Origin of the sequence: Shewanella sp. 10N.286.51.B8 (assembly GCF_041469325.1) — a bacterium.
Taxonomy (GTDB): Bacteria; Pseudomonadota; Gammaproteobacteria; order Enterobacterales; family Shewanellaceae; genus Shewanella.
Genome location: NZ_JBFRKG010000034.1, coordinates 85,889 through 100,665 on the forward strand (window position 1 = coordinate 85,889; position 14,777 = coordinate 100,665).

General features: G+C 44.4%; 7 protein-coding genes and 1 pseudogene. 6 read left to right on the forward strand and 2 right to left on the reverse strand.

Annotated elements, in window-relative coordinates; translation table 11 throughout:
* Positions 1–56: 56 nt before the first annotated feature.
* The gene (locus AB4160_RS13575; RefSeq protein ID WP_102436589.1) at positions 57–518 is read right to left on the reverse strand and encodes a YhcH/YjgK/YiaL family protein; all 462 of its coding nucleotides are present in this window, start codon (positions 516–518) and stop codon (positions 57–59) included.
* Positions 519–676: 158 nt separating this feature from the next.
* On the opposite strand from AB4160_RS13575, the gene AB4160_RS13580 reads away from it, so the two are divergent.
* The 6 genes and pseudogenes from AB4160_RS13580 to AB4160_RS13605 all read left to right on the forward strand — a co-directional run bounded on the left by AB4160_RS13580 (position 677) and on the right by AB4160_RS13605 (position 7,096).
* Positions 677–1,732, forward strand: coding sequence for an alpha/beta hydrolase (locus AB4160_RS13580; RefSeq protein ID WP_102476536.1), 1,056 nt, complete (start codon positions 677–679; stop codon positions 1,730–1,732).
* Between the two features lie 338 nt (positions 1,733–2,070).
* A complete protein-coding gene (locus AB4160_RS13585) occupies positions 2,071–2,685 on the forward strand; it encodes an LON peptidase substrate-binding domain-containing protein (RefSeq protein WP_372005038.1) in 615 nt (204 codons plus the stop codon).
* A 177-nt stretch (positions 2,686–2,862) separates the two neighbouring features.
* Positions 2,863–3,828, forward strand: a complete 966-nt coding sequence (locus tag AB4160_RS13590; protein ID WP_372005040.1) for a pseudouridine synthase — start codon at positions 2,863–2,865, stop codon at positions 3,826–3,828.
* Positions 3,829–3,948: 120 nt separating this feature from the next.
* A pseudogene (locus AB4160_RS13595) lies at positions 3,949–4,176 on the forward strand (pseudouridine synthase); the annotation flags it as partial.
* Positions 4,177–4,250: 74 nt separating this feature from the next.
* Positions 4,251–5,756 carry an EAL domain-containing protein gene (locus AB4160_RS13600; RefSeq protein ID WP_372005042.1) on the forward strand — a complete coding sequence of 502 codons (1,506 nt, stop codon included), beginning with the start codon at positions 4,251–4,253 and terminating at the stop codon, positions 5,754–5,756.
* 350 nt (positions 5,757–6,106) lie between these two features.
* Entirely contained in the window at positions 6,107–7,096 is a 990-nt protein-coding gene (locus tag AB4160_RS13605; protein WP_241904054.1) for a lipid A deacylase LpxR family protein, read from the forward strand.
* Between the two features lie 94 nt (positions 7,097–7,190).
* Here the strand turns inward: AB4160_RS13605 and AB4160_RS13610 are convergent, their stop codons facing one another.
* Complete coding sequence (locus AB4160_RS13610) at positions 7,191–14,771, reverse strand: VCBS domain-containing protein (protein WP_372005046.1); 7,581 nt, start codon at positions 14,769–14,771, stop codon at positions 7,191–7,193.
* Positions 14,772–14,777: the final 6 nt, after the last annotated feature.

Consider the following 14,777-nt stretch of genomic DNA (forward strand, 5'->3'; position numbering starts at 1 on the left):
GCTTAAGTTTTGCTTCAGATTTTGAAGCAGACGTAAACTCAACAGCTGACTGAAACTCAAACTCTCACTTTGATGACTACTTTTCTGACATCTTTGGCTGTATCACTGGTGCCGGGCATATGCATATCTTCAGGGAAGAAAATCGCAAACATACCCGCCTTTAAGGGTATAAAAGCCGCATTAGCTTTATTGGCTTCATAATCGTACTTACTGTAATCATGCTCATTGTGATAAGGCGCTAACGGCGCTTGATCTGCAAGTGGTAAATAGCCAAATTCTTCTTCACCGCTAACCACAAATTGCACATCAATATAACGCTGATGACTTTCAAAAGACTCGGTGTGTTTCGGCTTAGTTTGGTAATCATTGACGATAGCAAATATATCTTTGCCTTCAATGGGGTAATTACCTAATTCATATTGGCTAAAATCAGTGGCTGCGAGGTGAGCAAGTGCAGTGGCTAATCTTGGGCTAATAGCATGATAAAGCTGATGATTTGCTAGGGTATCGACAATCATGATAAGTCTCTAAAAGTTAAGATAAGTCATTATCGCTTAATTTAGCATGCTGCACCATGACAGATATATTTATACAGGGCTGTGAAAATAATCAGCTTAGACAAAGCGGCGATCAGTTGGTTATGATGATAGTGCGGTTGACATGAATAGGATATCAAGTGGCAGCATTACGATTATTAGCAGGCAAAACGGCATTTGAACAAATTGAACAAAACGGCATACAGCAGTCGATGTTTACTCAATTGTTTGCAGCATCAGGTGGCCCCAAATGGATTGGCGTCGCAGGGCTCGATAAATACTTGTTCAGTGAGTTTTTTAGTGACAGGCAAGCACCACTTTATACCATGGGTGCTTCATCTGGAGCCTGGCGTTTAAGCTGTTTAGCGCAAAAGAATCCGTTAGAGGCCTATCATCGCTTTGAAGACTATTATATCGATCAGCGCTACGAGACTGTGCCTTCTCGTCAAGAGGTGACTGAGCAGGTAGAGCGAATTATTGCTGGCATATTAGGTGCTAATGGCGCCATGGATATAGTCAATAACCGTATTATTCAAAGTCATTTTGTGGTGTGTAAGGCCAAGCATTTAAATGCTGGGCGTTCCAAGGGAAAATTAGCAATGGGGCTGGCTGCTACTGCAGTGTCTAATGCTGTTAGCCGTCGCAGTTTAGCTTGGCACTTTGAAAGACTGGTATTTAGTCATCAGCAAGTTAAATCGCCTTTTTCACAATTATCCGATCTGCCCACCGAGCATGCTCAATTAACTCGCAGTAATATCAATCAAGTGCTGCTAGCCACTGGCTCTATTCCATTACTGCTCTCGCCAGTGACCCAAATCAATGGCGTTAGTGACGGTCATTATTACGATGGCGGCATTACTGATTATCACTTTGATATGCCTTTACCTGCCGCAGAAGGCTTAAGTTTATATCCTCACTTTTATCCTTACATGAGCCCTGGCTGGTTCGATAAATCACTAAAATGGCGCCGTGCTAAAAAGCATTATCATAATGCGCTGATCCTGGCACCGACCCCAGAGTTTATTGCTTCTTTGCCTTACCAGAAAATTCCTGATCGTGAAGACTTTAAAAAGCTTGATAGCGACAGTCGTATCGCTTATTGGCGCGAGTCAGTTAAGCGCAGTGAGCAACTGGCGATTGAGTTTGCCGGCATCATTGAAAACCAGTCGGTGATGAGTCATTTAGAGCGGCTTTAAGCTGCTTTATTGATTGTTTTTAACCTCCTATTTAAGGGTTATCTTAAGCGCTATCTGATCGCTTTTTGAAACTATTTCGTAAAACACCCTGTCTAATAATTAATCGCTTAAGTCTGCGTTATTTGTTAATTACAGCTATCATTAAAAAGAATGATAAGCGGATGGTGACTAGCAAATAAACTATCAAGCACTAAACTTAATTTGCTCATATCTGTGACAACTAGTTGATTATATAGGCTGAAGCGAGCTAGTTGTCATCGGCGATATAAATATGCTGCGCCTTGTGGTGTAAGCCCTAAATGAATATTTATCAGCATTTCTATGGTCTGGAGGCTGCTATGAAAACATTAGAAATGGCCTTGGTTATTCAAGAGGCGGTTATTCTTCCTGGCGGCCGCCAAGAGATCAGAGTGGTATCGCCAAATCAGCTGTTAATGGTTGCTAGTGTGCTGAAAGGAGACTACCGCTTAGCCTTAGCTGCGAGCAAAAGTAGCGGTAAAAGTAGCGGTAAAAGTAGCAGTAAAGGTAATAGCAGTCCGCCATGTTATAGCACAGCAACAGAGTGTGAGATTATCGACTTTCATCAACTCGACGATGACTCATTAAGTATTGTGATTGAAGGTCGCCAAAGGGTAAAAATTCTGTCTGCGGCGCAACTAAGGGATGGAAGTTGGATTGCGCGCACATTAGCCTGTCAAAATTGGCAAGATGAACCCATAGGCGAAAAGTTTGAAATTATCAGTGCCGCTTTAGAGCAATTCTATGAGGTAAACCCTGATTTATTGGAATTATATAATCAGGTGCATTTAGAAGATGCCACCTGGGTGAGCCAGCGTTGGTTAGAAGTGTTACCTATGTATAACAAGGATAAATTACAGCTTGTTGAGCAACCTAATTGCCACAAGACTATGGCTTTTGTGCTGCAGCTATTAAAGTCTCATGTAGATGCCTAAGTTACCGCTTTACAGCAATGACGAGCAAGTCGCTGTGATTGTATTTAACTCGCCAAGTTTGGGCTAACTGTGCTGGATTTTACTTCAAGTGGCTCGTTAACAGGAAAGCTTAGGTTCATTTATATTACTCATGTCCGTTATACTGACGGGATATGTAAGTCACTAATCATTGTAACTATGTCTTCTGATACCTCAGCTAGAGCTGCACAACCTTCTTATGTGGTGTTACCACAACTGACTCATCCTTCGAAAAATGCAGCAGCAAGTTCAACAGCGCCAAAAACCGTGGTGGAATTTTTAGTGTCGCATTTTGCGCAAATCCCACCGCAAGTGTGGTTAAAGCGGATTGAGGACGGCAAAGTGCATTGGGCAGATGGCAGCTTAATTACTGTCGATACTGCCTATAGACCTGCAACAAGGGTGTATTACTACCGAGAAGTGACAGCGGAAACCAAGATCCCTTTTGTGCAGAAAATTTTGCATCAAGATGAGCATTGTATGCTGGTGTTTAAACCACACTTTTTGCCAGTAACCCCCAGCGGAAACTTTGTTAATGAATGCTTAATCCATAGGCTAAGGATTGCCACCGGCATTGACACTATAACTCCTGCCCACCGCCTTGATAGGCCAACTGCAGGCGTCATGCTAATGACAGTTAACCCTGAGTCTAGGCATGCGTATCATGCTCTTTTTAGTGATGGCAAAATTACAAAGCAATATCAAGCGATTGCTAAGTTAACAGCGGCACTATTGGCACAATCCCAAGCGGGTGAATTAACCTTGCCAATACACTGGACGGTTAAAAATAGGATGGTGCGCTCAACCCCAAGCTTTTTAATGAAAGTGACCGAAGGTGAGCCCAATACCCATTCTGAAATTAGCCTTATTGCCATAAAAGGCGATAAAGGTTTATTTGAGCTGAGCCCGATAACCGGGAAAATGCATCAACTTAGGGTACACATGATGTCGTTGGGAATGCCGTTAGAAAACGATACTAATTATCCTACTTTAGCGCCAAAGAGTGCCGATGATTTTTCAAAACCGTTACGGTTAATTGCTAAATCACTGCAGTTTATTGACCCGATTAGCCATATTGAGCGTCAGCTGAGCTGCGAAGGCTATGAAGCTGAATTTGCTCTTTAACCTGCTTGATTAAATGCTATATCAGCATGAGTCACGCGCAGCGATAACTGTTTAGTGCGCTGAATATATGAATTTTATGAGCTGTGACGAACGACTGTCGACCAATGACTCACTATTAGTGGTTTGTTTGAGCTTAGTCCGATTACAGGTAAAACTCATCAATTAAGAGTGCATATGCAAAGCATTGGTATGCCATTGCTTAACGACAGGTTTTACCCTGTGCTACAACCGAAAGGACCTGATAACTTTGCTAATCCACTAAAGTTATTGGCACAACGATTACAGTTTATTGATCCTATTACACAGCAAAGTAATGATTGGTGCTGTGATGAATTAAATTTCAACTAATATAGATGTTTACACTACCGTAACAAACTCAGTCAGGTTATATTGTGACTAATTTATAGGATTTAGGTGCTGTCATGGAACGAATCACATATTGCCTGATTTTTTTAGTTGCATTACTTCTCAGTGTTGGTTTATTGCGTGGTGTCGATCATTTCTTGGCCAAGCAAGTCATTGCCCGTGACGCAGCAATTTTAACGGATAAGTTTGAGCACTTAATTAAAACCAGTGCGGCAGAATTAAATACATTACCCGAAATCACTTTTGATTCATTCGAGTGTACCCCACAGGCTGAGGCGCAGTTAAAGCGCACTGTATTTGATGCAAACTTTATTCGTTGGGTTGGCGTAACGAAAGGGTTAAATATATATTGTGAATCTAATGAGATTATTCGAGAAATTCACAATGTGAAACATCATCAAATTAGTGAAACCTATAGTTTAGGCGTATTGGAGTCTGCCACTGAAGAGCAGCTTGAGTTGATCCTTATTCGCAATATGGGGGATATTTTTTACGTCGCGAGTTTAATCCCTTTAGCGCCGCGTTATTTTGTTCCTATGATCTGTGAGTCTTGTTTAGAATATAAAATGTCATTCGACTCTAAACCTTTTTTAGTATTTGATTTTGAAAGTTTTGATGAGGAAGCTTTTATTAGCGAAGTGGTCTCTCTAACTTCGCCCTATTTTGAGGCGGAGTTTGAATTATCTGGTAATCGTGATTTCTATGAGCAATATACCTACTTTTCATGGTGGGGTGTTTTAATCATTGCCAGCATTTTGGCTGCTTGGGTCACGTATATCGCCCGTTTATGGTTTAACCATAGTCAATCTGTTCATAGCCAAATTATTCAAGGGATTAAGCGGTCTGAGTTTATTCCTTTTTATCAGCCTATTGTCGATTCTCGCAGTCAAAAAGTCATTGGCGCAGAAGTGCTCATGCGTTGGCAACGGCAAGATGGCAGTTTAATGCCACCGAATCAGTTTATTCCTTACGCAGAAGCCAATGGCTTAATTGTTGATATGACCAAGGTGTTGTTGGCGCATGTTTTTAATGATGTTAAGCAACTTGCGGTTACACGAGAACCATTATTTTTTAGCGTTAATATTGTGCCAGAACATTTAGATAATGATGATTTGTATCAATTGCTAAAAGGCGTTGTTGAATCAGGCGAGTTGAAACAACATCGCATTTCATTAGAAATCACTGAGCGTCATCCTATTAGTGACTTAGTTGCTGCGCGTAAAATGTTAGATAAGTTTTATGCTATCGGCATAGATTTAAAATTAGATGATGCCGGCACGGGTTATGGTGGTTTTAGTTATGTGCAAAATTTAGGCATTAGTACCCTCAAAATTGACAAAATGTTTGTTGATACCATAGGTCATCAAGATAACTTTAATGCGAAAACCATTGAAGCCATTATTTCATTTGCGCAAAAATCCAATTTAAACATCATTGCAGAAGGTGTAGAAAGCCATGAGCAAGTGGCTTATTTAAGTGAGCATGGTGTTTACTCTATTCAAGGCTATGTTTACTCTAAACCTTTATCATTTGATGATTTTTGTGCTGGTTACAGCCATTAACAGTGAATGATATTAGCGACCAGTGCTTATTTTAACGTATGTAGCCGCGAGTGAATCGCGGCTTTTTATTGTCAGTAATTTAATGGTTACATCTCGTAATGTTTGACGTTTTATTGTGCTAAATGAAATGTAAATTGCATAAATATTGCTTAAATTGGAATGCTTTGTAGAGCGGGCTGACTATAAAAGCCGTTGCCGAGGCTGTTTAATTAATGATCATTGAGTGGGGAGGCTAAAGAGGTAAACTAAAATCGCTTACTCATTTTAATGACAGTAATGTTTAGATTTTGGAAATAACTTTACGTTGTCGAGCTAACGTAGTGAGCTGACGTATTTGATAGGGGGGTATATTGAGCAGAAAAAGCCTAAATGCGGCAGGTGTATTGCTGTTATCAGCGAGTTTAGCGCCGATTAGCGTAACAGCAGATCAAATTTATTTTAGCTTCGATAATGATATCGTTACCGGCTCAGATGGTGATTACTCCAATGGTTTTGTCATAGGTTGGCATGCAAAGCCAGAACACAATTTTTCAGCGGCAGCATCGGTCTTTCAATGGCAGTCTGCACTTTTATTCCCCCAACAAACACAGCAAGCACACCGTGGGGCTCAGTTATATAGCCGAATGTGGACCCCAATTGAAATCGCCTATGACTATCCACAATCAGAAGAAAGACCTTATGCAGGTCTATTGGAGTTAGAAAGCTATACCGGTGTGTTTAGCCCATCACTGGCACAAAAAAATTGGTTGTCTGTTGGTGTTATGGGACCTGCGTCAGGGGCTGAAATGCTGCAATCAGTGGTGCATAAAATTACCTCATCAACTAAACCGGGTGGCTGGGATTATCAAATAGAGAATCAGCTGACATTTCAACTTGCCTATGAAGTCGAAGCTTTACTCACTCGTCAGCAAGCATTTGAAAATAGTCAGTGGGATTTAAGCGCATTTAATCATTCGATGGCTGGGAATTTTCGTTCTCAATCGAGTGTCGGTCTCACCTTGCGTTGGGGTGATGACTTAGACCAAACCTTTGGCCAACTTTCAAGTCAGGCTGGTCACTTAGGAAATTATACTCATTCCGCTAACTCTGATGGTAGCTGGACGGCTTATGCAAGGGTGCAGGCTGGATATCGGTTTAATGATTTAACCATTGATGGTGATTTACCCTATGACTCATCGCTTGAAATCAAGCATGAACAAGCGCAAGCAAGTTTAGGGGTGATATGGGCATTTCCCACATGGTCTGTGAGTTGGAGCTTTGATTTTTATAGCAAAGAATATCAATCAGATGTCGATGACTGGCATGGCTATGGGGTGATTAGTTACACTAAAGTGCTTTAATTCTGGTTATAAAAAACGATGTTTAAAAGGCGCACCATGATTCATCATGGTGCGCCTTTTCAGTCTATTACAGAGTTATTATGACTAAAGTTTTTTAGACCTGATTGTGCATGTCATTTAATGCTTGATGTAGCAAATCATCGTCATTAGCCTGATTAGTATCACTTTGATCAGGTTGGTCATTTAAATCTGCCAATAACTCATCTTTATGCTGCTGATGGTTATCATCATCTAACGGGTTTTCAAAAGCGTCGACCTGATTGGCATCTAACATATCGGCATCAGGTGCCGCTAGTGTTTCCGCCACATTAGCTAAATCATTCACTACTGTTGCTTGTGGAGTTGGATTCATATCAGCATGACTAACGCCTACCATCTGTAGATAGTGATCAATAGGAGAACTCGCCCCGGACTGGTTAAGTGAATGAGCACCTTCGGGATGCTCGGGGCTGCTTTCATCATCAGCGCCAATATGCACTAGCACCTCATCAAATGAAGGTTCATCTTCAGTGATGCTTGCGCTAAAAGTCATTATGTCGTCAGGTACGTCGTTCATGTCCGCTGCAGGTGGCGGAGCGGCAGATGTATCGGGTGTGATTGTCATGCCAACAAGGTGAGTAGAGGTTTGGTTATGACCACTGTGGCCATGAACATAAGTCACATCTACATTCACTTTGACATCAACATTGGACGCATGTGCATCATGATACACAACTTGAAATACGTCATGATGTTCTTCTGAAGTGGTTTGCCCTGCCCAATGGCTGCCGCCTGTCGCCTTATTACCGGCAGTCGGAGCTTGCCTATAAACATAGTCCACGTGGCCAGTTACGGGATCGATGCTTAAGGTACCGTATTGGCCTTGCAAACTGGTTGAAGTATGACCGTGGCCATCAGTGATTGCCCACCCAGCGCCAGATAAACTAGGGCTGAGCTGTTGTATTATTGGAGGTGCAACCAGATCGCCTGAGATATGTGAGCCAATGCTACCACTACCTGTTGGTGTGGGGGGGGTCTTAAAGCTCAAAGTGGGTACAGGGTTAGCGCTATCGCTAATAAACAGAGGGCTGTGTATTGATGCTAAATTACCCGCTAAATCTTGAACAGATGCGGTGACATCAACCGTTCCCCCTGGCAGCGCCTGAACCTCCGCTGCGGTTAATGAAGTGTGCCAAGCGCCTTGAGTTACCACGGCTTGATGCTGCTGACCCGCAATCGTTACTGTAACCGTTTGCCCATCTTCAACGCCAGATACTGTACCGGTTATATCAACCGCTTGCTGGTGTTCGCTGGCTTCAATGATATTGTCGCTAGTGATTGGGTTAACCCTAATGGCCGCGTTAGTATCGGTGCTGTAGTGATGATTATCCGTCGCAGTAGCGTTGTTTCCTGCTGTATCCGTTATGGTGACTGATGCGCTAATGTTGGTGTGGCTGCTCAGTTGATTGGCTGGGATGTCGATTGAGAATCTATGTTGTGCATCCACGGCGCCAGTGTAAGTGTGTGTGCCTAGTGTAAGGGTGATATTGTCGCCAACGCTGACTTCACTCCCCACAGTACCAGTGACTGGCACGCTGCCACTGAGCTCGGCCTGATTGAGCACGTCATCAGCAGTGATAGGGTCAAGGCTAATGTGTGGCGCTGCTACATTAGTGTCTAGCGTAAAATCAATACTGGTGGCTTTTGATGTGTGCCCAGCGTTGTCAGTTTGCCTTACCTGTAGCTGATTAAGTCCCTCGACAGGAGTAAATTGGCTGCTCCAATGGGCACCACCATCTGTGGAATACTCCACCTGCATTCCAGCGGTTTGACCTGAGATGCTAAGCGCCCCATCTTGAGTGATCAAGTCTGTGGCCGAGCTGCCGGTATCATGGGCCAGCGAGACTGCTAATGGCGCAATAATGATCGGGGCTTGATAAGGGTCTATATGAATAGTTAAGTTGTTCTGACTATTGTCTGCATAATCACCATTCGTGTCTGTGACGCGGTAGATAAGATTAGGCACTTGCCCGCGAAATTGACTGTTTGGGGTAAAGGTGTAGTCGCCGTTGGCTGAAATTGCGATAACCCCAACACCAGTAATGTTATGAGTTTGCCCAGCTTGAACCGTTACATAGTGATGCGTTACTGGGTCTTGAAATTGCACATCATCAAGCACTAACTGTGCGCCATCATCAACATCCGTAGCCCCCTGCAGTAAGTTGCCTGTAACGGGGCCGTTATTCTGCTGAGAATGTGGGTTAAAACTGTGGATGATTGGACGATCACTGGTGCCTGTGACGACGACTTGAGCTTGCTGCTGCGATGTCTGCACATTGCTACCAGCTCCTTGTTGTAGCTCATACTTAATGTCAACTTTTAAGGCGATGCCGTTGGCCAAATGGTTGTAGCTATTGTGCGCCGGATCGACCTGTAATGTATGGCCGTCGCCGGCTAGCATAAAGCCATCGGGTACCTGATTAGTGTAATGAACACCGTCGGTCGAAAATTGCATGTGGCTTACAGTGCCACTGCTCAGTCCACCGAGTAAATCGAGAGATTTAACCGCACCACCTTCATTAACGCTCACGCTTGGCGTGTCATCATGGCCATGAATTTGCACATTGATGGTGTGGCTAGCAGTGCCGTCCGGTGAGGTAAGGGTAAAGCTTTCGGTCACAACTTGCCCGGCAACCAAACCATTAGTGGTAGCGAGTGAATTGTCTAAGGTATAAGACCAATTGCCTTGCTGATCCATTGACAGATAACCATACTGCCCCGCTAACTGGCTGATTGTGGCAAACTGATTTTCGCCACTGTCGACATCTGTCAGTGTTAACTGCCCCGTCAGACGACTCGTTGCACCATCTTCGAAGATATCGACGTTCGATGATGCTTGTGACTGGCCATTGATCAGGGCTGCATCGTTCACCGCTGCGAGCGTGGTGCTAGCTCCTGTATGGGTCACACCACCGTGTGCATCCTTAACGTCATAGCTAAAATGGACATCGCCGTTATAGTCTTTTTCTGGGGTAAAGGTGAAGGTGCCATCGGCATTTAACGCAATAGCGCCATGATCAGCCTGTAGGTTTTCAATGGATAATTTGCCAATATCGTTGTCATCGATATCAGTTGTGTTAGCCAGTAGCTGTGCTGGGGTGAGGACTATCTGGGTATCTTCTAAGCCATTCGCTAAACGTACTTCAGCTGATGCAACTGGGGCATCATTGGTGCCATGAACGGTCACTGTGATATCTTTTTTAGCACTGCCATCAATAGATTCAACGGTAAAGGTTTGCTGGAAGCTTTCCCCTGCGCCTAAATGTTGGACTTTATCATTGTCAATATCGTATGACCAATGGCCCTTTGCGTTGATATTGAACCGACCACCTTCGGCGGTGGTGATGGTTTGTGCGATAAAAACGGCTTGGTCGTGATCCGGGTCAATGACCTGTAACGTGCCGCCACTGCTGAGCTGATTAGTGGTATTGCCAAAGGAAGTGTGATCTTCGTAAACATGATTATTGAGGCTGGAGTAGGGCGTTACTTCAATTTTTGCTTGGTTATCTTCACCGGTCACCTTCACCATAATGGTGAGCTTTTGACCATCATTGGTTTCGATTTCGTAGGGGAGCTCCATCGACTCGCCAGCATGTAGGCTACCAATGAGATCGTCCGCATGACGATTGGTAACAGCTTCTAATCTGAATTGATAAGTGCCATTAGGCCAAACATCAAGGTGACCAGGCTCAAACCCTTGGCCTAAATACTTCCCGCTAAAAACAAACTGAGTGTTATCACCACTATCAGGGTCAATTAGCTGAAGCTGGCCTCTATAGAATTTAAATTCACTATCCAGCGCTTGTGTTTCAGTGAGCTGAATGACATTAGAAACCAGTGCGGCTTTATCATCTGTCCCGGCAATCGTAAGCGTGGCGGTTTGTTGCGTACTTCCACCATGGCCATCTTCTACTTGATAAGTGATAGCGATTTGTTGCGACTGACCATTGGCCAAATGGTTAAATGCGGGATTGGTGGCATCAACAATTAATGTATGACCATCAGTATCTAAGGTAATGCCCGTTGGAAGTTGGCCCGACTGAGGTTGACCATCGATGGCATATTCAAGGTGGCTGATGGTTAAAGCGTCGCCCTCTTTATCTGTGGCACCTAATAGCAGATTGAGGGTGTGATGATTATCGGCCCCCTCACTGACACTGTCGGTTAAAGGCGTCACATCAGGGTTGTCGTTAACCGCAGCCAAGTTGGTGGTTGCACTGGTGTGGGTCACACCACCGTGGGCATCTTTGACGTCATAGCTGAAGTGTACATCGCCGTTGTAGTCTTTTTCTGGGGTAAAAGTGAACGTGCCATCGGCATTAATTAATATCGAACCATGGTTGGCGTGTAGGTTTTCAATGGTTAGTTTACCGGCGTCATTGGCATCCACATCGACTGTATTCGCTAATAGTTGCGCGGTGGTTAAGGTTTGGCGTGTATCTTCGCTGCCACTTTGTAGCACCACTTCAGATGAACAGTAAGGTCTGTCGTTACTGCCGTGAATGGTGATGACAATATCGTGTGTTGTACCATCTTTTGAATGGACTGTAATCGTATCGGTTAAGCTTTGTCCTTCACCAAGCTGGTCAATTGCAGTGCCACGCGTTGTGGGCCTAGCACCTATACCTGATAGATGCCCAGCATCGGCATGGTAATGCCAGGTGCCATCGGTGAGTAAGATTAGATCGCCATAGGTGCCGTGATAGTCGTAACCATTGCTGCCTTGGCGTTCAAATCCTGACTCGCCTACATCGGGGTCTGTAATGGTCAGCTTGCCATCCGCATAGAGTGTTGTATTGCCAAGTGTGGCGATCCCTGGTTGGGCATAGTCGGGTGACATGTCTGTGCCCGCGGTATTCTCAGATATCGAGCCAGTATCAACGCCAGCAATTTGGGCAGCATCACCCACTGCCGCGAGCGTGGTTGACGCACCTGTATGGGTGATACCGCCGTGGGCATCTTTGACATCATAGGTAAAGTGAACCTGACCGTTGTAGTCTTTTTCTGGTGTAAAGGTAAAAGTGCCATCGTCATTGTTTAGAATGGAACCATGGTTGGCGTGTAGGTTTTCAATGGTTAGTTTACCGGCATCATTTTTATCGACATCGACGGTATTAGTAAGCAGTTGTGCGGTAGTCAGGGTTTGGCGTGTATCTTCGCTGCCACTTTGTAGCACCACCTCAGATGAACAATAGGGCTTGTCGTTACTGCCGTGAATGGTGATAACGATGTCGTGTGTTGTACCATCTTTTGAGTGAACCGTAATAGTATCGGTTAGGCTTTGCCCTTCGCCGAGTTGGTCAATTGCGGTGCCGCGAGTTGTGGGTCTAGCACCTATACCTGATAGATGCCCAGCATCGGCATGGTAATGCCAGGTGCCATCGGTGAGTAAGATTAGATCGCCATAGGTGCCGTGATAGTCGTAACCATTGCTTCCTTGGCGTTCAAATCCTGACTCGCCTACATCGGGGTCTGTGATGGTCAGCTTACCATCAGCATAGAGTGTTGTATTGCCAAGTGTGGCTATGCCTGAGTGAGCATAGTCAGGTGACATGTCGACACCCGCGCTGTTTTCGGTTATTGAACCAGTATCAACGCCAGTGATAATTGCAGCATCACCCACTGCCGCGAGCGTGGTTGACGCACCTGTATGGGTGATACCGCCGTGGGCATCTTTGACATCGTAATTAAAATGCACCGAGCCGTTATAGTCTGTTTCAGGCGTAAAGGTGAAGCTACCATCGGCATTGTTCAAAATGGAGCCGTGGTCGGCATGCAGGTTTTCAATTGTGAGTAATCCAGCATCGTTTGTATCGACGTCCACGGTATTAGCCAGCAGTTGTGCGGTAGTCAGAGTTTGGCGGGTATCTTCGCTGCCATTTACAATCACAACTTCAGATGAACAGTAAGGGCGGTCATTATCACCATGAATGGTAATAACAATGTCGTGGGAAGTACCATCTTTTGATTGGATAGTGATTGTATCAGTTAATGTTTGTCCTTCTCCGAGTTTATCTATAGTAGAGCCAATAGTTGTTTTTCTATTGCCGACCCAATCTACGCTGCCAACCGTCACGTCATAATGCCAAGTTCCATCACTGTTTAACAATAAATGTCCATATTGTCCGTGGTATGAATTGTTCCAAGCACCGCCTTTAGAGTCAAACTGTGATTCACCAGTATCAGGGTCAACAATATCTAACTTGCCATCAGCGGTTAATGCAGCTTGTCCAAGTTTAGCCATACCAGGTTGTGCATAATCTGGTGACATATCGCCAAAACTGCCATGACCTTCATCAACGTCACCTGTTGAAATTCCAGTAATAACAGCTTTATCGTCAGTGCCATTGATGGTGACTGTGATCTGTTGCTCGGTGCCATCTATAGAATGAACGACTAAGGTATCAGTTACCGTTTCACCTGTTTTTAAACTTTGAATAGATGGTTGTGAATTATCAGCCGTATAAGTCCAGTGACCTAATTCATTTAACGCCAGTGAGCCAAATTGTCCTTGTTGTACTGTGGCTTGGAATTGATTTTGACCATTATCAACATCAGTAACGGTTAATGCGCCATCAACATGCAGTTGTCCTTGATGGACGTCTTTGTCTTCGGTTAATTGTGCTGAACTTGTACCGCCAATCACCGCTTTATCATCAGTGCCGTTAATGGTCACAGTGATTTTTTGCTCTGTGCCATCAACACTATGAACAACTAGCGTATCGGTGAGCGACTCGCCAGTTTTCAGACCTTGAATCGCTGGCTGAGAATTATCAGCAGTGTAAGTCCAATAACCTAATTCATTTAAAGAAAGCGCACCAAATTGACCTTGTTGCACAGTGGCCTGGAATTGGTTTTGTCCTGTATCGACATCAGTAACAGTGAGGGCACCATCGACATGAAGTTGTCCTTGATGGACGTCTTTGTCTTCGGTTAATTGTGCGGTACTTGTTCCTGCAACCACGGCTTTATCATCAGTGCCATTAATGGTGACGGTAACTTTCTGCTCAGTGCCATCGACTGAATGAACTATGAGAGTATCCGTTAATGATTCGCCAGTTTTAAGGCCTTGAATGTTCGGCTGCGAGTTATCGGCGGCATAGGTCCAATGGCCTAAATTGTTAATCGATAACGTGCCGAACTGACCTTGTAGTGAGGTGGCGGTAAATTGGCTTTGACCTGCATCGAGGTCCGTTACCGTCAGCGCACCATCGACGCGAAGCTGTCCACCATGAACGTCTTTATCTTCAGTTAAGTTGGCGGTTGAGGTGCCCGCAATCAAGGCTTTGTCGTCAGTACCATTGATGGTGACTGTAATTTTTTGCTCAGTGCCATCAACGCTATGAACTAATACTGTATCGGTAACGGTTCCACCCGTTTTAAGACCTTGAATACTCGGCTGCGAGTTATCGGCGGTATAGGTCCAGTGACCTAATTCATTGATTGATAGAGTACCAAACTGACCTTGTAGTGAGGTGGCTTGGAATTGGTTTTGTCCTGAATCGACATCAGTAACGGTTAACGTCCCGTCAACGCGGAGTTGTCCACCGTGAACGTCTTTATCTTCAGTTAGCTGTGCTGTTGAAGTACCCGCAATCACCGCTTTATCATCTGTGCCGTTAATGGTGACAGTGATTTTTTG